Origin of the sequence: Bradyrhizobium tropiciagri (assembly GCF_001189845.1) — a bacterium.
In the GTDB taxonomy this organism is placed as follows: domain Bacteria; phylum Pseudomonadota; class Alphaproteobacteria; order Rhizobiales; family Xanthobacteraceae; genus Bradyrhizobium; species Bradyrhizobium tropiciagri.
This window is the reverse complement of the sequence record NZ_LFLZ01000111.1, coordinates 1-19,898: the sequence shown is the minus strand read 5'-3', so window position 1 is coordinate 19,898 and position 19,898 is coordinate 1. Positions and strand designations below refer to the sequence as shown.

Annotated in this window: 17 protein-coding genes, 1 tRNA gene and 1 pseudogene; 13 read left to right on the top strand and 6 right to left on the bottom strand. The window is 63.3% G+C overall.

All coding sequences use genetic code 11. From position 1 onward, the window contains the following. A partial coding sequence (locus AKN84_RS41915) for a hypothetical protein (RefSeq protein ID WP_157863400.1) occupies positions 1-364 on the bottom strand: 364 nt, incomplete at its 3' end. A gap of 250 nt (positions 365-614) precedes the next feature. Here AKN84_RS41915 and AKN84_RS49755 point away from each other — a divergent pair. The 6 genes from AKN84_RS49755 to AKN84_RS49740 all read left to right on the top strand — a co-directional run bounded on the left by AKN84_RS49755 (position 615) and on the right by AKN84_RS49740 (position 7,998). Next, complete coding sequence (locus AKN84_RS49755) at positions 615-2,828, top strand: ATP-binding protein (protein ID WP_244485772.1); 2,214 nt, start codon at positions 615-617, stop codon at positions 2,826-2,828. Beyond that, positions 2,774-4,594 carry an ATP-binding protein gene (locus AKN84_RS49750; RefSeq protein ID WP_244485771.1) on the top strand — a complete coding sequence of 607 codons (1,821 nt, stop codon included), beginning with the start codon at positions 2,774-2,776 and terminating at the stop codon, positions 4,592-4,594. The genes AKN84_RS49755 and AKN84_RS49750 overlap by 55 nt, the downstream gene beginning before the upstream one ends. 576 nt (positions 4,595-5,170) lie before the next feature. Further along, positions 5,171-5,737 carry a hypothetical protein gene (locus AKN84_RS41905; RefSeq protein ID WP_050426191.1) on the top strand — a complete coding sequence of 189 codons (567 nt, stop codon included), beginning with the start codon at positions 5,171-5,173 and terminating at the stop codon, positions 5,735-5,737. A 683-nt stretch (positions 5,738-6,420) separates the two neighbouring features. Then, positions 6,421-6,729, top strand: coding sequence for a hypothetical protein (locus tag AKN84_RS41900; RefSeq protein WP_050426190.1), 309 nt, complete (start codon positions 6,421-6,423; stop codon positions 6,727-6,729). Positions 6,730-7,213: 484 nt separating this feature from the next. Then, positions 7,214-7,399, top strand: a complete 186-nt coding sequence (locus AKN84_RS49745) for a hypothetical protein (protein ID WP_244485770.1) — start codon at positions 7,214-7,216, stop codon at positions 7,397-7,399. A gap of 104 nt (positions 7,400-7,503) precedes the next feature. After that, the gene (locus AKN84_RS49740; RefSeq protein ID WP_050426188.1) at positions 7,504-7,998 is read left to right on the top strand and encodes a tyrosine-type recombinase/integrase; all 495 of its coding nucleotides are present in this window, start codon (positions 7,504-7,506) and stop codon (positions 7,996-7,998) included. 80 nt (positions 7,999-8,078) lie between these two features. On the opposite strand, the gene AKN84_RS41885 is transcribed toward AKN84_RS49740, so the two are convergent. Further along, positions 8,079-8,153 (bottom strand) — tRNA-Glu (locus tag AKN84_RS41885). Positions 8,154-8,332: 179 nt separating this feature from the next. Then, on the bottom strand, positions 8,333-8,521 hold the full coding sequence (locus AKN84_RS46910; protein WP_128971652.1) for a hypothetical protein: 189 nt from the start codon (positions 8,519-8,521) through the stop codon (positions 8,333-8,335). A gap of 441 nt (positions 8,522-8,962) precedes the next feature. Here AKN84_RS46910 and AKN84_RS41875 point away from each other — a divergent pair, with 441 nt between their 5' ends. Then, complete coding sequence (locus AKN84_RS41875) at positions 8,963-9,412, top strand: (2Fe-2S)-binding protein (RefSeq protein ID WP_050426186.1); 450 nt, start codon at positions 8,963-8,965, stop codon at positions 9,410-9,412. Position 9,413: 1 nt separating this feature from the next. Then, a pseudogene (locus AKN84_RS41870) lies at positions 9,414-11,740 on the top strand (xanthine dehydrogenase family protein molybdopterin-binding subunit). Between the two features lie 361 nt (positions 11,741-12,101). On the opposite strand, the gene AKN84_RS41865 reads toward AKN84_RS41870, so the two are convergent. From AKN84_RS41865 to AKN84_RS41855, 3 genes are all read right to left on the bottom strand, one after another. Continuing rightward, positions 12,102-13,832, bottom strand: a complete 1,731-nt coding sequence (locus AKN84_RS41865; protein ID WP_050426185.1) for a methanol/ethanol family PQQ-dependent dehydrogenase — start codon at positions 13,830-13,832, stop codon at positions 12,102-12,104. Positions 13,833-13,903: 71 nt separating this feature from the next. Continuing rightward, positions 13,904-14,551 carry a QcrA and Rieske domain-containing protein gene (locus tag AKN84_RS41860; protein ID WP_050426184.1) on the bottom strand — a complete coding sequence of 216 codons (648 nt, stop codon included), beginning with the start codon at positions 14,549-14,551 and terminating at the stop codon, positions 13,904-13,906. Between the two features lie 126 nt (positions 14,552-14,677). Then, a complete protein-coding gene (locus tag AKN84_RS41855; protein WP_050426183.1) occupies positions 14,678-15,013 on the bottom strand; it encodes a hypothetical protein in 336 nt (111 codons plus the stop codon). 11 nt (positions 15,014-15,024) lie between these two features. On the opposite strand from AKN84_RS41855, the gene AKN84_RS41850 reads away from it, so the two are divergent. The 5 genes from AKN84_RS41850 to AKN84_RS41830 form a co-directional block, all read left to right on the top strand. After that, entirely contained in the window at positions 15,025-16,056 is a 1,032-nt protein-coding gene (locus tag AKN84_RS41850) for an RluA family pseudouridine synthase (RefSeq protein ID WP_128971651.1), read from the top strand. A gap of 216 nt (positions 16,057-16,272) precedes the next feature. Next, positions 16,273-17,169, top strand: a complete 897-nt coding sequence (rpoH, locus tag AKN84_RS41845; protein WP_021077401.1) for an RNA polymerase sigma factor RpoH — start codon at positions 16,273-16,275, stop codon at positions 17,167-17,169. Positions 17,170-17,505: 336 nt separating this feature from the next. Continuing rightward, positions 17,506-18,423, top strand: coding sequence for an NADP-dependent oxidoreductase (locus AKN84_RS41840; protein WP_050426182.1), 918 nt, complete (start codon positions 17,506-17,508; stop codon positions 18,421-18,423). A 336-nt stretch (positions 18,424-18,759) separates the two neighbouring features. Further along, positions 18,760-19,077 (top strand): hypothetical protein, encoded by a 318-nt coding sequence (locus AKN84_RS41835; RefSeq protein WP_244485769.1) that lies wholly within the window; start codon positions 18,760-18,762, stop codon positions 19,075-19,077. 34 nt (positions 19,078-19,111) lie between these two features. After that, positions 19,112-19,898, top strand: a 787-nt coding sequence (locus AKN84_RS41830; protein ID WP_128971650.1) for a tetratricopeptide repeat protein, incomplete at its 3' end; no start/stop codon positions are given.

The following is a 19,898-nucleotide window of genomic DNA, read 5'->3' as shown; positions in this document are numbered from 1 at the left end:
CCGCGCCAGCCGAGATCGTGCCCGAATTGTTGATGCCGCCGCTGAAGGCCGAGATGGTCACTGACCCGGCATTGCGGGCGTCGCCGCCGACCGCAATGCCATCGAAGCCGGCGATCGTGCCGGAATTGCTGATGCCGCCGCTGACAGTCGCATTGTTGACGACGATGCAGTCGATGCTGCCGCTGTTGGTGTAGGGGAACGGCCCGGTATAGCATGCATGGGCCGCCGGCGCGCCGCCGCCGACCAGCAGCGCGGCAAGCGAACACGATGCGAGAAGCGGGCGCAGACGCGCCCCGTCAATGCTGGTTGCTCTGGACGCGGCGCGCTGCGTGTAATGGCTGCCGAGCTGCAAATGATTTGTCACTTATTGCCCCGAACCGGGCCGCCGCGGAGGAATCCCCGGCAAAATATCCCCGGCCATGTCCTTTCGAATCCGTCGGAGAGCAATCGGAAATCCCCCCGACGACGTCTACCTACGCTGACCGCCGTCAATCCCTGCGTCAGTCAAGCGTGACAACAGCGTGACTCTTGCTTGTGCGGCATCCAAAATATGCCAAAGCATGTAAGATGTGCTTCCGGGGACACGGTCTCCGAGCGCCAGGGTCACGTTTGGAATGAGAGACAGCGTGCAACTTCCGAGATTTGGTCTGTCGCTGTTCGGGCGCTTTGAGCTGACCACAAGCAATGGCGTGATCCCGTTGCCTGGCCGGAAGCTCGCCGGACTGCTGGCTTATCTGGCCTGCACGGCGCCTCGCCCACAATCCCGCAAAAAGCTCGCGAACCTGCTCTGGGGGTCGCATTTCGAAACCCAGGCCCGGCAGAATCTGCGCCAGAGCCTGGTCAGGTTACGCCGAATTCTCGGCCAGGAGGCCATTTTCAGCGACGACCATGACGTCTGGCTCGCACCCGGCGTGTTCGATTGCGACGCAGCCCGTTTCGAGGCGTTGATCCTCGAAGGCAGCCGCGCGTCGCTGGCTGCGGCCGCCGATCTGTATCGCAACCCGCTGCTGACGGATTTGAATATCGAAGAAGATGCCTGGTCGGAATGGCTCGATAAAAAACGAGAGCGACTGGAAGACCTGGCGGTCGATTCGATGGTCCGGCACGGCCAGCACGCGTTGCAATCGGGAAACCCGGAATCCGCGCTCAAGAATGCCGACCGGGCCATCGCGGTGAATGGCTTGCGCGAAGACGCGCATCGGCTGGTCATCCAGGCGCTCACAGCCACCGGACGCAAGGCTGAAGCGCTCAAGCGCTATCAAAACCTGGTCGTGCTGCTCAAGCGCGAACTGAATACCGCCCCCGACGCGGTCGCCCAGTCGCTCGTCGCCGGGCTCCGCAGCGCCAGGCCATCCGACTCAGCGCATGCGAGTGAGCCCTCGGGCAGCGTTGATGAGCCGGGTCCTGCAGCCGTAGCTGTCGCAGCGCGGGACAGCGATGCGCCCCTGCAATTGCTTCATCGCGGCAGCCGCCAGCAGCGTCAATTGACGATCATGGCGTGCGACCTGATTGGCGCGACGCCGCTTTCGGCAGACCGCGACCCGGAGGACGTCCACGATCAGATCATCGCCTTCCATCAACTGGCGGCCAATATTGCCGCGCAATTCCATGGCTTCGTCGCCCAGTACCAGGGCAACGGCCTCCTGATCTATTTCGGTTACCCCGCAGCCAACGAGCACGACGCCGAGCACGCCGTGCGCGCAGGCCTTGCCGTCGTCGACGCCATCCGGATCCTGAGTGCGCCGGCCGGCAGCCCGCTTCGGGCAAGCGTGGGGATCGCTATAGGACTGGTTGTGATCGGCGAAAAGCCCGCATCCGGCGACATGCGGCAACAACTTGCGATCGGCGAGACGCCAGACCTCGCGATTCGGTTGCGGACCGCGGCTGCGCCGGGCGAGGTCGCGATCGCAGCCGACACACGGCGGCTACTCGGGCAATTGTTCGAGTATCGCGCGCTGCCGGACATAGAGGTCAAGGGGCTGTCACAAGCGGTGACCGCGTGGCATGTGCTCGGCGAGGCTGTCGGCGTCAGCCGCTTCGATGCTAGACGCGCCGGATCATTGACCGCCCTCGCCGGCCGCCAGGAAGAAATCGAGCTGCTTCTGCGCCGCTGGGATCAGGCAAGGTCCGGCGCGGGCCGCGTGATGGTGCTTTCCGGCGAGCCCGGCATCGGCAAGTCGCGCATCGTCGAGAGCGTGCTGGAAAGGCTGGAGGACGGGCGGCATCGCCACTTGCGCTATTCTTGCTCTCCGCACCATACGCACAGCGCGCTCTACCCGGTCATCACCCAACTGGAACTCGCTGCGGACTTCGAACCTGGCAGTGACGCCAGCGCGCGGATCGACAGGCTGGAAGCCCTGCTCGAGCCGACGACGACAAATCTGCCGCTCGATGTCGCGCTCATCGCCGAGCTCGTGGGTGTGCCTATGGACGGACGCTATCCGGCATTGGCGATCAGCCCGCAACAGAAACGGGAGATGACTCTCAACGCACTTCTCAATCAGCTTTCAGGCCTGGCGGCACAGAAGCCCATGCTGATCGTGGTCGAGGATGCGCACTGGATCGATCCGACATCCCTCGATCTGCTCGACGCAATGGTGGCCCGCGCGGCAAATCTGCCGTTGCTGTTGCTCGTCACGGTCCGGCCGGAATTCCAGCGTCCTGGGTCGGCCAGCCACATGTCACGATGCTGCCCCTCAGTCGCCTGGGCCGCAGCGAAAGCGCCGGCATCATTGGCGACATCGCCCGCGACAAGGTCCTCCCCGAGGCCATCGTGGAGCAGATCCTGTCGCGTACCGACGGCGTACCGCTGTTCATCGAGGAGCTGACCCGTACGCTGCTCGAGGATGGGCCGTTGCGCGAGGCAGCCGACGGCAGTGTCCTCGATGGAGCGCTGCCGTCGCTCGCGATACCGACGACGTTGCAGGCCTCGTTGGCGGCTCGCCTCGATCTGCTCGGTGGCGCGGCGAAAGACGTGGCTTCGATCGGTGCTGCCATCGGCCGGGAATTCTCCTACGAGCTGATCGCCGCGATATCGCCGCTGGCCCCCTTGGATATCGACGCCGCGCTTGGCCGGCTGACGGCCTCCGGCCTCGTCACCCGCCGCGGCACGCCGCCGCTGGCGAGCTACGCATTCAAGCACGCGTTGGTGCAGGATGCCGCCTATGTCACGATGCTCAGAAGCCAACGACGGCAGTTGCACGCAGATATTGCGAGCGCGCTGATCAAACACTCCTCGGCGCAGACTGAAAGCCAACCCGAGATCGTCGCCCATCATTTCGCGGAAGCCGGACTGGCGCGCGAAGCGACCGACCATTGGATCAAGGCCGCGCGGCTTGCACACGCACGCTGGGCCAACCGCGAGGCCGCCAGTTTCTTCGAGCGGGCGTTGCGCAGCCTCGAGACGCTGCCAGAAACCACGGCGACGATGGAACAGGCGATCGATCTTCGGTTCGATCTGAAAACATCGCTGCTCCCACTCGGCCAGTTCGGGCGCATCCTCGGCTATCTTCGCGAAGCCGAAGCGTTGGCCAAACGCCTGGGCGATGCGCCGCGGCTTTGTCTGGCCTCTATTCACATGTGCCAAACTCTCGGCTTCACCGGCAATCCACTGGACGCGGTCAAATTCGGACGGCACGCGCATCTTCTTGCCGATTCTCTCGGCGAACTTTCGCTCCGGGTCGCGGCATCGCTTTTTCTCGGCACCGCTTGCTTCTTGACGCTGCACTACGCCGAGGCAGAATCTCTTTTTCTCAAGGTCCTGGAGCTACTCGAAGGCGAACTGGGCTTCCAGCAATTTTCCCTTGCCGGATTTCCGGCGGTCAGCGCCCGCAGTTTTCTCACGCGCATCTGTACCGACCAGGGCAAATTCGAACGAGGCATCGTTCACGGCGATGAAGGCATCCGCCTCGCTGAAGCGGTCGACCACCCCTATAGCCTGGCCACCGTCTGCTGGTGTCTTGCTGACCTGCTGGCAACCCGGGGAGAACTGAGCCGCGCGGTCGCCCTGCTGGAGCGCGGCCTGACGGTGGCTCGCGAGTGGAACCTGCCGTTCCTTGCCGCAGGTAATTCAGGCAGCCTGGGCTATGCGTATGCGCGGCTGGGCCGAGCTGCCGAAGGCCTGCCGCTGATGGAACAGGCGTTGAACGTTTTCGAGAATATGGGACATCGATTTGCCCAGGCACTGTTCCTGACGCCGATGGGCGAAGTATGCGTGCTTGCAGGCCGCCACACGGACGCTCTCAAATTTGCCGGGAAGGCACTGGCGCTGGCCCGCGAGAACGGTCAACGCGGCGGCGAGGCGGCCGCCCTCCGTCTTCTTGGCGAAGCTTCCGGCCGCGACGGCTCTCCTGAGCAGGCCGAAGGCTACTATCGCGAGGCGCTCGCGCTGGCCAAGGAGCTCGACCTGCGTCCGCTCGTTGCGCGTTGCCATCACGGCCTCGGAAAACTCTATCTGCACGCCGGCCGACCGGACCAAGCTGGCGAGCAACTCGCGGCCGCGACGACGATGTATCAGGACATGGACATGCGGTATTGGCTGGAGCAGGCCAATGCGGAATTGAGCCGGCTGCCTCACCTCGCCGCTGATGCGTGAGCCGGCGACATCGCCGCTCGAAAGGCATACCTGGCGAGCGCGGTGGATGTGATCATCGTTTTCAAGGACACGATCCGGATCGTCGTCTCGTACGACAACATCCGATCCACATTCAGCCCCGAGGGCCAACCCAAGCCTCGGGTTCGTAGATCTGTTCAGGAATGGCGCTCCCTAGGGGACGGCGGAAAGCCAATAACGACGGGCATAACTTGAAAAGTTTGGGAATCCATCGCTGCATTGTTTTGCAATGCGCTTCAGGATCGATTCCCAAACCAACAGTTCGACGCGAGCGCCCTAATCTCGAAGGACTCGGAAATATCGGAATGATGACTACGTGACAGAAACGAGAAAGCCCTCGGCGGCGAACCGAGGGCTTTCAAATTCCTAGAGCTGGCACGCTCAACCCACCGGAGGCACCGATGAGCTGCAATGTAGCTGGTGTCGCGCTAGAAGCGCGTCAACATCGACAGGGACCGGGCACGCGAAAAAACGTCGTGCTCGTGACCGCGATCTAGACGGTGTCGAAGATGAGCGACACCGACGACAAGGCCAAGTTTTAAAGCCATCCGCGAGCAAGTGCGCAGCGGCGGCACCATCAGGATCAACAAGGGCGACAAGGTCGCGGTCAAGGCCGCGCATGCCGGCATCGATGACCGCTACAGGCGCAAGGAGTCGTCGAAGCCCAAGCGGCCATCGCACGTCATCCAGGCGCCGTCACAGATCCACAGGCTTATTGCCGACATGCCCGGCGGCCATCTGCCCGACACAAAGGCCGGCCGCAATCAGCTATTCGCGGCCTTGTGCGTGCACGTCGCGGTTGGTTGGGGCGAAGCCAAGCTCGTGGCAGCATCCAAGCTCTGGGCACCCTCGATCGATGAAGATGATTTGGTCGGCCTGATCAATCGCGCATTCTCACCTCGGATGCCATATGGCTCGGTGAAGCTGGGCCGAATCTTCGGCGTCACCTATGAAACCCGCCTGCGGCTGTCGCTCTGGCACATTCACCCTATCGACAAGACCAAGGCCGAGATGGCACGCGGCGATGTCACAAATGTCCCACGATGTCCCATTTCCATGTCCCGGATGTCACGGAAATCCATGTCCCGGATGTCACGGAAACTTTCCGTTGTTCTCCGTCCGTGAACAGAGTTCCCCTAGGTTTCCGGGAACGATCTTTGAGAGTTCCAGTTAGTTTGTGGGGCCGGATCCGCGATGAAGGGGACCATGCCATGAGGACCAAACTCGCTGCGATTGCGATAGCTGTCCTTGCCTCTAGTACGGCGCTGGCGGTCAATTCTGTCAGTGCGCGGCCTTCCGAAAAACAGTCCTTGCCAGATGCCGCGCAAGCAGCGGAACGAATAGCCGATGCCGTGAATGAGTTCTGGGTTCGCTCCGGCGGCTAACAGATCGCCAGACTTGTGAGCTGGATGGCACGCGAGAACAGAACGCCAGAGCCAAGCCGCCAGCCAGAGCCAACGCGCACTGAAACACCAACCAGGGCGCCGCAATCGTCTCGACGTCGAGAGCCGACTAGACCGTACCCCCCTTGACCCCCCCTTGGCGGCCGGGGGCGCGCTGGTTCCTGAGACCTCACGGAAGGTGCCGGGAGCGCGCCGCACCGCCGAGCGCGCGATCACTCCAGAGATAAACGAAACCGCAACTATGTAGGCGTTCGATCGATCCATCGTCATCTCACCAAGGGAGTCTGAAAATGGACATGGTCGATCTCACAAACTCACGCGCATCCGCCGCGCCGCTGGCGAGACGCTGGCCGCTATCGCGAAGTCCTACGCTGTCGATATCTGCATGATCTCGCGGCTTCGCCGATGACGAACACCACACGCGTGACCTGCATCACTGATCTCGACGGCGACCGCTCGCATTCTCGCGCCGAGGATCGCGACGGGCGGTCCACCAAACGAGGGAGATCAGCCGTGAATACTCAGTCGCGATTTGAATGCCTCACCGATGATGATCTGGACCAGATTTCAGGGGGAATGAGCTGCGATCGTGCGGTCGGTTTGTCGAAAATCTTGATGACCATGTCCGACCTTTATGGCCAGATGGGCATGCCCGGAGTGGGCCTCTCCTTCTCTGGCCAAGCGCTGGGCGTCCTGCAGGGAGCCTGCACTTAGCCCGCCTGCCGGCCGACGACAAGGCCAGCCAACCGCCTCGATCCTGATCTGTTGCGATCAGGTCGCGTCGTGCTCGCCAACGTGACGTTTGACGGCGTCATGATCCGTGAGGATCAGCGTTGCGGCAACGAGCAGTGAAACGAAGGCAATGGCGATAATCGCGATATCGATCATTTGACGGCCCTTACGGGTGAACCAGCCTTGTTGCGATACTGCAGCCAGTCAGCCGTGTTTGGTTAGGTGCCGATCGTCATGTTCGGCGCGAGCGCTATCGCCCCGCCCCGCCTGATCGGGCGCGAGGCGGTCGCGGCTATGTGTGTGTCTGCCCCAACACCTTCGACCGCATGGTCGAGGATGGTCGGATGCCATGTCCCCGGATTCTGTCGGATCGTCGCATTGCTTGGGATGTCAGGGAACTTGACATCTCTGTAGATCAGTTGCCCCATCAGGGCGAGGCGCTGGCCGCCTCGGACGAGGGCTGGACATGAGCAGGAAGCGCCGCCGGCTGCCGCCGCACGTTGAGGCCAACACCGTCAAGGGCAAGACGTATCTGTCATTCCGGGTGCGAGGTCAGAACGGGCCGCGCATCAGATTGTCCGATGACCCAACGTCGGAAGAGTTTCGTTTGGCCTATGCCGCGGCGAGCCCGGCGCCGCGCTCGATACCCTGAAGAAACTTCGAATCCTCATCAACCATTTCAGGCTGACGCCTGATCCGACGGCCGGCATCAGGCGACCCAAGGGCGGCGAAATCAGAGCCCGGACCGATGCCGAGATGACGGCCTTCGAACGACGCTGGCCGATCGGAACAAAGCAACGCAAGGCATACGCGCTCATGCTCAACATCGGCACGGCCCGCGTCGACACTCATCAGCTCACATGGCCACAGGTCGACGACGGCGCCTGCTATCGCCGACACAAGACCTGCGTAGCCGTCGATATGGCAGTGAGCGAAGATCTGCAGAAGGCGCTTGCAGCAACGCCGCGCAAGCACATCACCGTCATCAACACCGAATACGGGAAGCCATACACAGTCGACGGCTTCAGCCGGTTCATGCGCGACGCGATCACGGCGGCCGGGCTACCGCTTGATTGCCAGCCGCACGGACTCCGCAAGACGCTCGGCCGGATGCTGGCCGATGCCGGCTGCTCGGCGCATGACATCATGGCGGCGCTTGGTCATACGACGCTCGCCGAAGCTACACGCGCGAGGCCGATCGCAAGCGTGGCGGCAAGCGTGCCGTGGCGCGCCTCAACGAACATAGATTGAACAGACTTTCCCAAACCGCACCCGAGAGTTTGGGAAAACAGCCAAAAAGTGAAGAGAAAACAGCGTCGTGATTTCCTGGCTGGCGCTCCCTAGGGGAATCGAACCCCTGTTTCAGCCTTGAGAGGGCCGCGTCCTAACCGCTAGACGAAGGGAGCGTTGAGAGGCAAGGCAATAGCCTTGAAATCCCCCCGCCGCAAGGTGCCTTGTGCATTGCGGCGGGGATTTTGTCATCCATGCTTTACAAACCGGTCGGCGGTTTCGGCACGGATCGGGTCCCAAACGGGCCGGGCGCGCAGGCCTTGCGCGTCGCACCGGCACCTATGCCGCTGAGTATCTATTTCCGGGCCTGCGCGACCACGATCAATCCGATACCAACCAAGACAGCAAGCGTCGCGCCAGAGGGAACGTACCTGAAGCCGGCGGCTGCGATACTGAGCACCGCCTGAATTGCGCCACCAATGACAAGAAGCGCGCCCACAAGAAGCGTGGGGATCACCCAAGCCGGACGCGGGCTCGGCGTCATTCAAATTTCCTCTGAGGCCACCTGCCGCAACGGCCAACAGGATCGGGACTTCTTGCGTTTGCGCCATAATACCACAGCAAAGCAGCCGCCGATTGCATGACGGCCACCTCCGGATGTCATGTCTGCGTCGCACACGGCCCTGCTTTTGACAAACCGCGAATGCAAAACAGCCTCCTCTAGAACACCTGCCTGTGAAGTCACTCACCGCCTTGCTCTGCTAACATCGCAGCCCTTCACCATGCTGCGCCGGGCAAGGCGCCCGAGAAAGCAAAGAGGAGTGCTTGGAACAAAGCGCAGAACCTTGGCGCACGACAATTTGGCTCACCAACATCTTCACAAACATCTTGGCAAAACAAACATCAGCGCGGCCGCTGGCGATGGAAGACGTTCCGCACCTCGCGCCGCAACCGGTCAATAGCTTAGGCAGAGCGAGGACAGACCATGATCAAACTAAAAATCAACGGCCAGGAACAGAATTGGGACGGCGACCCGGATCTCTCGCTGCTCTGGTATCTGCGTGACGAAGCCGGCCTCACCGGCACCAAGTTCGGCTGCGGCCAGGCGCTGTGCGGCGCCTGCACCGTGATCATCGACAAGGAGGCGGTGCGCGCCTGCATCACCTCGGTGTCCGACGCCGGCCGCGAGGTCACCACCATCGAGGGGCTGCATCCGACCGGCGACCATCCGGTGCAGAAGGCCTGGCGCCAGGTCAATGTTCCGCAGTGCGGCTATTGCCAGGCCGGCCAGATCATGCAGGCCGCGGCGCTGCTGGACCAGAACCCGAAGCCCAATCACGACCAGATCCGCGAAGCCATGTCGGGCAATATCTGCCGCTGCGGCTGCTACCAGCGGATCGAGAATGCCGTGCATCTCGCATCGACGGGGGTGTGACATGAATATCCGCACCAATATCCCCACAAATTCTCGCAGACTTCGCGGCTTCGAGAAGCAATTGAAGGTCGAGAATCTTTCTCGCCGCAGCATCCTCAAGGGGCTCGGCATCGCCGGCTCCTTCGTGCTCGCCGCGCCGGTGATGACGCGCCAGGCGTTCGCCTATGAGACCGGTGCCGGCAAGATGCCGCACGGCGTCGTGGTTGATCCGCGCGTGTTCGTCGCGATCGCGCCCGACGGCGTCGTCACCATCCTGGCGCACCGCTCCGAGATGGGCACCGGCGTCCGCACCAGCCTGCCCCTGATCGTCGCCGAGGAGATGGAGGCCGACTGGTCGCGCGTCCATGTCCAGCAGGCGCATGGCGATGAGGTCAAGTTCGGCAACCAGGACACCGACGGCTCGCGCTCAACGCGGCACTATCTGATCCCGATGCGCCAGATCGGCGCCGCCGCGCGCACGATGCTGGAAGCCGCCGCCGCCAAGAAATGGGGCGTGCCGGTCAGCGAGGTGAAGGCGCAGAACCACGAGGTCGTGCATTCCGCGAGCGGACGCAAGGCCGGCTTCGGCGATCTCGCGGCCGATGCCGCCAAGGAACAGGTGCCCGATATCAAGGGCCTCAAGCTAAAGGATCCGAAGGACTTCCGCTATCTCGGCAAGGGCCAGGTCTCGATCGTCGATCTGCACGACATCACCACCGGCAAGGCGCATTACGGCGCCGATACCCGCCTGCCCGGCCTGAAATACGCCGTCATCGCCCGCCCGCCGGTCACCGGCGGCAAGGTCAAGTCGTTCGACGACAGCGCGGCGATGAAGGTGCCGGGCGTCGAGAAGGTGATGGAGGTCAAGGGCTGGCCGTGGCCGTCCAAGTTCCAGCCGCTCGGCGGCGTCGCCGTGATCGCGCGCAACACCGGTGCCGCGATCAAGGGCCGCGACCAGTTGAAGATCGTCTGGGATGACGGCGCCAACGCCAAGTATGACTCCGTCGCGTATCGTGCGTCCCTCGAAGAGGCCGCGCGCAAGCCGGGCCTCGTGGTGCGCAAGGAAGGCGATGTCGATGCGGCGCTGAAGAGCGCCGACAAGGTCATCACAGGCGAATATTACCTGCCGCATCTCGCCCATGTCAGCATGGAGCCGCCGGTCGCGGTTGCCAATGTGACGGGCGACAAGGCCGAGATCTGGGCGCCGGTGCAGAGCCCCGGAGGCACCCGCGAGGATGTCGCCAAGACGCTCGGAATCCCCGAGGACAATGTCACCGTCAACGTGACGCTGCTCGGCGGCGGCTTCGGCCGCAAGTCGAAATGCGACTTCGCGCTGGAGGCGGCATTGCTGTCGAAGGAACTCGCGCGCCGGTGAAAGTGCAGTGGACCCGTGAGGACGACGTCCATCACGACTTCCTGCACACGGTGTCGGTGGAACGGATCGAGGCCGGCCTCGACAAGAGCGGCAAGGTGATCGCGTGGCGGCACCGCAGCGTGGCGCCGACCATCGCCTCGACCTTCGCCGCCGGCGCCAATCACGAAGCGCCGTTCGAGCTCGGCATGGGCCTGATCGACAACCCGTTTGAGATCGCCAATCTGCAGTGCGAGAATCCGGAAACGGCCGCGATGACGCGGATCGGCTGGTTCCGCTCGGTCTCCAACATCCCGCGCGCCTTCGCGGTGCAGTCCATGGTCGGGGAAATCGCGCATGCGACGAACCGCGACCAAAAGGACATGCTGCTGGAGCTGATCGGATCACCCCGGATCGTCAACCTGTCCTCGGTGAAGGATCCCTGGAACTACGGCGAGCCCTATGAGAGCTACCCGATCGACACCGCGCGGCTGCGCAAGGTGGTCGAGCTGGTTGCCGAGAAGGGCGAATGGGGCCGCTCGGTGCCGAAGGGCCACGGTCTCGGCATCGCGGTGCACCGCTCGTTCGTCAGCTACATCGCGACCATCGTCGAGGTGGCGGTCGACGACAAGGGCAAGTTCACGGTGCCGCGGGTCGATACCGCGATCGATTGCGGCACTTACGTCAATCCGGAGCGGATCAACTCGCAGATCGAAGGCGCGGCGATCATGGGGCTGAGCCTGGCCAAATACGGCGAGATCAGCTTCAAGGACGGCAAGGTGCAGCAGAGCAATTTCGACGACTTCCCGGTGATCCGGATGGACGAGTCGCCTGGCATCACCAACGTCTACATCGTGCCGCCCGGCGCCGACACGCCGCCGAGCGGTGTCGGCGAACCCGGCGTGCCGCCGTTCGCACCGGCGCTGATCAACGCGATCTTTGCCGCCACCGGAAAGCGCATCCGCGCATTGCCGATCGGCAAGCAGCTGGAGACGTGAGGCTGGAATCTCAGAGGCGCGCGTTCTCATCGATCAATCGATGAGAACGCCGCCACAAGAATCGAAGACGCCCGCGGCAATCCTGCTCGCGGGCGTCTTGCTTAGATCGTAGCGTCGCGGAATCGCACGTACCCCGTCATTGCGAGGAGCGACAGCGACGAAGCAATCCATCGCACCGCATATGCAGACAGATGGATTGCTTCGCTTCGCTCGCAATGACGTGGATAGAAATGTGCGCGGACCGGGAAGCGGCCGGTCTCCCCAACCGCCGCTTCCCGATCGCATCGCCCCCTGTCGGTCAACCCATAGAGCCGGAGCTTCGGTCCCGATTTAGTCAGAACCGAGGCTCGGGTCGTGCGTCTTACTTCTTGTCGAGCGCGAACACCCAGATCACGCCGCCTTGCGGGACGTTGTTCTCGAAGCCCTTGACCTTGCCGGCCAGCGCATCCTGGATGCGCTGGGCGTCGACGCCCCAGCCCGACTGGACCGCGATGTACTGCGTTCCATCGACCTCATAGGACATCGGCATCGCCATGATGCCGGAGTTGGTCTTCTGCTCCCACAACAGCTCGCCGGTCTTGGCGTTGAAGATGCGGAAGGCGCGGTCGTTGGTGCCGCCGGCGAGCACGAGATCGCCCGCGGTCGCCGTCACCGCGCCGAACAGCTGCGACGTCTTGTAGTCGTGCTGCCAGACCTTCTTGCCGGTGACCGGATCCCACGCCTGCAACTCGCCGAAATGATCGGCATTCGGCGCGGGGATCAACCCGATGTCTTCCGGCTTGGTGCCGAGCCAGAGCTGGCCGGGAACCAGCGGTTGCTTCTCGCCGGTGAAACCGCCGCAGAAGTTTTCGTTGGCGGGCACATAGACGAGCTTGGTGTTCGGGCTATAGGCCGCCGACGGCCAGTCCTTGCCGCCCCACAGCGACGGGCAGAACTCGACCCGCTTGCCGAGCACCGGCTTGTGCTCGGGATCGACGATCGGCCGGCCGGTCTCGGCCTCGATGCCCTTCCAGACATTGGTCTTCACGAACGGCCAGCCGGCGACATAGTTGATCTTGTCCGGCTTGCGCTCCAGCACCCAGAAGATCGCGTCGCGGCCGGGATGGACCAGGCTCTTGAACGAGCGTCCGTCGCGCTGCATGTCGATCAGCATCGGCGCATCGACCTCGTCCCAGTCCCAGGAATCGTTCTGGTGATACTGGAAGTGGGTCTTGATCTTGCCGCTGTCGGGATCGAGCGCGAGCACCGAGCTGGTGTAGAGGTTGTCGCCGGCATGCATCGAGCCGGGCCATGGCGCGGCGTTGCCGACGCCCCAATAGACCGTCTTGGTGTCCTTGTCGTAGGTGCCGGTCATCCAGGCCGATCCGCCGCCCGACTTCCAGTCGTCGCCGCTCCAGGTCTCGTGACCGGGCTCGCCTTCGCCGGGGATGGTGAAGGTGCGCCAGAGCTCCTTGCCGCTGTTCGCGTCATACGCGGCAACATAGCCGCGCACGCCGAACTCGCCGCCGGAGCCGCCGACGATCACCTTGCCGTCGACGGTGAGCGGCATCAGCGTCATGTACTGACCCTTCTTGTAGTCCTGGACCTTGGTGTCCCAGACCACCTTGCCGGTCTTGGCATCGAGCGCGACCACGTGGTCGTCGGTCGTCGCGAGATAGAGCTTGTCCTCCCACAGGCCGACGCCGCGGCTGGTCGGATGCAGCTGGAACAGATCGTCGGGAAGCTGCCGCTTGTAGCGCCAGTACTCTTCGCCGGTCTTGGCGTTGAGCGCGATCACCTGCCCCATCGGGGTCGCGACGAACATCACGCCGTTGTTGACGATCGGCGGCGCCTCATGGCCTTCGATCACGCCGGTCGAGAAGGTCCAGGCCGGCTTCAAGTCTTTGACGTTGGATGTGTTGATCTGGTTGAGCGGACTGAAGCCCTGTCCGTCATAGGTCCGGCGATAGAGCATCCAGTTGCCGGGTTCGGGATTTTCGAGACGCTGAGACGTCACCGGACTGTAGTTTTCGATCGGCCCCGCGACGGCATAGGTCGAAATGAGGCACGTGAACGCGACACAACTCGACAGTAACCACTGCTTGCTTGTCATGAGATGCTACCTCCCTGCTCTGTTCTATTTTTTCGGTTTTATTTAGATCATGCAGAACTCCCGGCGTGGCCTCATCCTCCCTGCTGAGCACCCACCTTCCCGACGAATGGCGCTGCGACCGTGATCGCGCCGTCGGCCACCGTCAGCGGCAGAGCCGCGAGGCGACGTGGCGCCGGCCCGAACACGACCTGCGCATTCTGCCGCGGATCGTATTCGGAGTTGTGACAGAGACATTTCAGAACGTTCTTGTCGCCCTGCTCTTCCTTCACCCAGACGGTGATCGGACAACCGGCGTGCGAGCAGATCACGGAGTAGCAGACGATGCCGTCAGGCGCGCGCGCACGCGTGACATCGTCCAGCTCGTTCGGATCGAGCTTGACGAGCACGACCTCGTTCAGCCGCGAACCTTTGCGGACGACCGAGGTCTTCGGGTCCTGCGGCCAGGCGCGAATGGGCGGCCCGCCCAAGGTCAGATCATCGGACTTGATGACCTGGCCGGCCTTGTCGCCTTCGGCACGCACAAGCTGATCAGCTTTTTGCGGTCGCTCACTGGCGCCGGGCTGATCTTCATCGTCGGCAGCCGCGGGCTCGATCGCGGCGAGACAGGCGCAGCCCGCGAGCGCGGTCAACAGCGCGCGGCGCGTCGGATCGGTGCGCGACCCCACTGCATCGGATTCACCGCATTGGTCGATGGAAGCGCTGGGGTTGGGTTGCTGCATGGCGCAAGCTGAACGTGCAACTCGGCCGAAAAGATGGCGGCACACCTTCTCGATGCGCGAACGCATGCGCAAAAAATACGCTGCAGCTTTTGGTTGATCGCGTGCGCGGCTTCGCGATTGCGAAGGTCAGGGCTCGTTGACGAAGCTCAGCCTGCCTGCAGGTTTCAGCGTCTTTGCATCAAATGTGCGGATCTCTGTTGCACCGCCTATATCGAGCGTGAGCACCAGCCGCTCGCCGGCGATGCCGGTTGCGACGATGCGGGCGCCCTTCGGCAGCGCAGCAGTGACGTCGGATACCGAAACGGGGCTTCCCTCGCTGCGATAAAGGCGGTAGCCGATGGCAATCAACACGACGGCCACGGCCAGTGCCGAGGTCAGGCCCGCGATCAGCATCATGCGCCGCACCCGCGCGATCAGCGCGGCCTGGTCGGGGGTCGGTTCGGTCACAGCGGTGTCGGTCATCACAAGGCTCTATGTCTTTGCAAGTTACTTCGCAGCAGGTCTCATCGAATGGCGGTCGGAAGCTGGAGGTCATCGTCGCTGGCGACGAGGGCTCGGCCCGGCTTGACCGCGTGCTCGCACAGCGCACTCCGGAGCTGTCGCGGTCCCGGCTGAAGGCGCTGATCCTCGCCGGTTCCGTGACCGTCAAGGACGCCGTCGTCCGCGACCCCGCTTATCATGTCGCCAGTGGCGATACGATCATAATCGACGTGCCGGAGGCCGCCCCTGCGGAGCCGAAGGGTGAGGACATCGCCCTCGATATCGTGTTCGAGGACGACGATATCATCGTCATCGACAAGCCCAGGGGCTTGGTCGTGCATCCGGCGGCCGGCCATGCCACGGGAACGCTGGTCAACGCGCTGATCGCCCATTGCGGCAACAGCCTGTCCGGCATCGGCGGGGTCAAGCGGCCGGGCATCGTGCACCGGCTCGACAAGGACACCACGGGCCTGATGGTGGTCGCCAAGAACGACCACGCCCACCAGTCGCTGACCGCGCAGTTCGCCGACCATGGCCGCACCGGCCCGATGGAGCGCGGCTACATGGCGTTCGCCTGGGGCGTGCCGAACCGGCCGCACGGCACGATCGACGCGCCGATCGACCGCCACCCGCATGCCCGCGAGAAGATGGCCGTGCGCCAGGGCGGCCGCGAGGCGATCACCCATTTCGAGGTGCTCTCGAGCTTTGCCGGCCGCGACGGCAAGCCGGTCGCCTCGCTGCTGGCCTGCCAGCTCGAGACCGGGCGCACCCATCAGATCCGGGTCCACCTCGCCCATCTCGGCCATCCCCTGATGGGTGACAGCGTTTACGGCGCCCACTTCAAGACCAAGGCCGGACAGCTCGGCGCGGAAGGTAAGCACGCACTTACCGCCTTGGACCGGCAGGCCCTCCACGCCTATCTGCTGGCTTTGGAGCACCCCCGCACCGGGGAACTTTTACGCTGGGAGTCGCCCCTACCGGAGGATTTGCTTCTCCTGGAACGGGCGCTGGCAGCGGCGGTATGACGCACCCCTCCCGGAAAAGGCTCGTCATGACAACAGGTTATACCTGCCACACGGGGACGTGACGTCAGCAATCCTTCCCTATCACGGACCGTTTGGTGTATGTTGCACCTGCGCTGAATATCCAGCGCGGAACATCGCAGCATGGCCGGCTTTAACCCAGCGGCCACCTGCCGGGCCCGCCGCTATCGGGGGTCTGAACCACTGGAGGGCGCTCGAATGGCCCGTACAGCTACGTTACCGGTCCTCAACGGAGAATCCGGTCTTTCCCGTTACCTCGCCGAGATCCGCAAGTTCCCCATGCTGGAGCCCCAGCAGGAGTACATGCTCGCCAAGCGTTGGCGCGAGCATGACGACCGCGACGCGGCGCATAAGCTCGTCACCAGCCATCTCAGGCTCGTGGCCAAGATCGCCATGGGCTATCGCGGCTACGGCTTGCCGATCTCCGAGGTCGTCTCGGAAGGCAATGTCGGCCTGATGCAGGCGGTGAAGCGATTCGAGCCCGAGAAGGGCTTCCGTCTCGCCACTTACGCCATGTGGTGGATCAAGGCGTCAATACAAGAGTACATCCTGCGTTCCTGGTCGCTCGTGAAGATGGGCACCACCGCGAACCAGAAGAAGCTGTTCTTCAACCTGCGCAAGGCGAAGAGCAAGATCTCCGCGCTGGAAGAGGGTGATCTCCACCCCGACCAGGTGAAGCTGATTGCCAAGCGCCTCGGCGTGACCGATCAGGACGTGGTCGACATGAATCGCCGCCTCGGCGGTGACGCGTCGCTCAACGCCCCGATCCGCGACGACGGCGAAGCCGGCGAATGGCAGGACTGGCTGGTCGACAACTCGCCCAACGCTGAAGCCCTGATGGCCGAAAGCGAGGAGTTCGATCATCGCCGCCAGGCCCTCAACGGTGCGATCGGCGTGCTCAACCCGCGCGAACGCCGCATCTTCGAGGCGCGGCGTCTGGCGGATGAGCCGATGACGCTGGAAGACCTCGCCGCCGAGTTCGGCGTGTCGCGCGAGCGCGTGCGGCAGATCGAGGTCCGCGCGTTCGAGAAGGTGCAGTCGGCCGTCAAGGGCACGATCGCCCGCCAGGAAGCAGCTCTCGAAGCCGCGCACTAATCGCGCAGCAAACGAGCCAACAGACACGAAAGCCGGCGGCAACGCCGGCTTTTTTGTTTTGTCCGCAGGATCGGGGGAGCCGGCAGCCATTGGGCTTGGTACAGCCAAATTCGGCAGTCTTGGTCCTGTTCTTATGACAAGGCGCAACGCATCTATCCGTTGGCGCCAGCGAACGGAGGGATCCATCAAATCTGGTGCTCCAGTCAATGCGGACAGCGCAGATCGCAAACGCGGAGTCTGGAGTTCCGCACTGCCTGGCGTTTGTTGAAAGGCGGCGCTCTCGTGCTCCCTGCAACATCTCCACCAACGAGACAAATGATCGAGGAGATAGTTCCCATGAAGGCGATCGTTGTAACGAACCGGGCCGCGGGAACGGCCGGGATGAAGTTAGTGGACCGGCCCGAGCCGAACGCAGCGATAAACGACGTCGTCGTTCAGGTTCATGCGTCGGGATTTGCCCCGACTGAGCTGGCGTGGCCGTCGACCTGGACCGATCGCCTCGATCGTGACCGGACACCGTCGATCCCTGGGCACGAGCTGGCCGGAGTGGTCACCGCTCTTGGATATGGCACGACGGGACTGTCGGTGGGCCAGCGGGTGTTCGGCCTCGCGGACTGGTATCGCGACGGCACGCTGGCCGAGTATGTGGCGATCGAGGCACGAAACCTCGCGCCGCTGCCGGGCGACGTCGACTTCACGGTGGGCGCGAGCCTGCCGATCTCGGGTCTGACTGCATGGCAAGGGCTGTTCCAGCACGGCCGCCTTCAGGCGGGGCAGCGCGTCCTCGCACATGGCGCGGCCGGTGCAGTTGGATCGATGGTGACGCAGCTCGCACGCGAGGCCGGCGCCTACGTCATCGGCACCGGACGCTCCGCCGACCGTCAGACCGTGCTCGACCTGGGCGCGAAGGAGTTCGTCGACCTGGACCATGACGCCCTGGAAGACGTCGGCGAAGTCGACCTCGTGTTTGATGTCATCGGCGGTGACATTCAGAAGCGGTCTGCAGCACTCATTCGTGCCGGAGGAACGCTGGTGACCATCGTCGGGCCGGCCGAAGCACGGCCCTCCGGCGGACTTGCGGTCGACTTCGTCGTCGAGGCCGATCGTGTCCAACTGATTGAGATCGTCCAGCGGGTGCGGGACGGACGACTTCGGACGCACATCGGCAAGGTCTCATCCCTCGACGATGCCGTCGCCGCCTTAAATCCGACCGAGCGACGCAAGGGGAGCACCATCATTTGCGCTCATCGCTGAGCGACGCGCCGATTGATGCAGCCTGTAGCCTGTAGGATGGGTGGAGCGCAGCGATACCCATCATCCCACCGCGCGGCACGAGGTTGATGGGTATCGCTTCGCTCCACCCATCCTACGGGGCCGGCTTTTGGCATGATGCTTCTGCACGTTCCTCGACGTAGCCAGGACGTACACGGATCGCTTCGCCTGCCGACGAATGTCCGGATGAGGCTCGTGGTGGCGGGGCATCTTGCAAAGGAATGACTAACCACGTTGCGACATGCGTGCGCCACGGCATGGGATGGCCTATCAACCAATGATAGCATAGGCTTCATTGAATCAACCGTGAGAACTGTCGTGACCGGAATGACCAAGCCTCGCTCTTGGTTTCTGATAGCCTCGTGGATCGCACTCGTCGCTGCTCTCGTCGTTTGCTTGACGCTCATCAGCAAGGCCGGCGGTGGTTCACCGTCCTGGGTGGTCAGTCTGATCGTGTCCTGGCTGCCATTCATCGCGTTGATAGGCGTCTGGATATGGCTCTCGCGCCGGAGTTGGCGGGGATCATCCGGGGCCAGTTGGGTTGACCTCTGCGAGCAGCAGGTCGTCGAATCCCAGCGCACCAACGCCCTGTTGGAGAGGATCGCGGCGGCTCTGGAAAAGCATTCTCCGGGGTAGCTCGAACACTGCCGGGTCGCGGGAGAAGGGGCGTATGCGTTCAGGGACTTCCGCGCATGTCTGGCTGTTTGCGCTGGCATTCGCGGCAGCCGCTGCCGTCAGCTGGCCGGCGGCAGCCGACGACCGACAGGACTGTCTGAAAGGATCGAAGGAAACCGCTGCCGCGACCATCGCCCCCTGCACACGCGCGATCGAAAGCGGAGCGTACGATGGCCGAGACCTGTCCAACTTGTACAATGCGCGCGGCTATGCCTGGTCGTGGACAAACTTCGCCGATCGTGTCGACCACGCCTTCAAAGACTACACCGAGGCGATCCGGATTGATCCGAAAGCTGTTGACCCACTGCTCAACCGGTCGCGCCTCTACAATCAACGGCACGACTACGACCGGGCGATCGCGGACGCTGACCGGGCCTTCGAGGGCGGTCTGTCGGACTATGGCAAGCGGGTCGGGTACGGCGAGCGCGGCTACGCCTATCTAGCCAAAGGTGACAACGACCGTGCCATCGCGGACTTTGCCGACGGTATCCGGCTCGATCCGAACAACAAAGCCGCCCTCACCGCCCGAGGCAACGCCTACCTGGCTAAAGGCGATCCTGATCGTGCCGCCGCCGACTACGACCGGGTGATCGCACTCGATCCGGACTACGCGATCGCCTACTACAATCGGTCCCTTGCATACAGGGCGAAAGGTGACTTCGATCGCGTCATCGCCGACTCCAGTGAGGCGATCGCGCTCTATCCGAACTATACGGACGCCTACCTCAACCGCGGCTACGCTTACCAGGTCAAAGGCGATCCTGATCGCGCCATCGCCGACT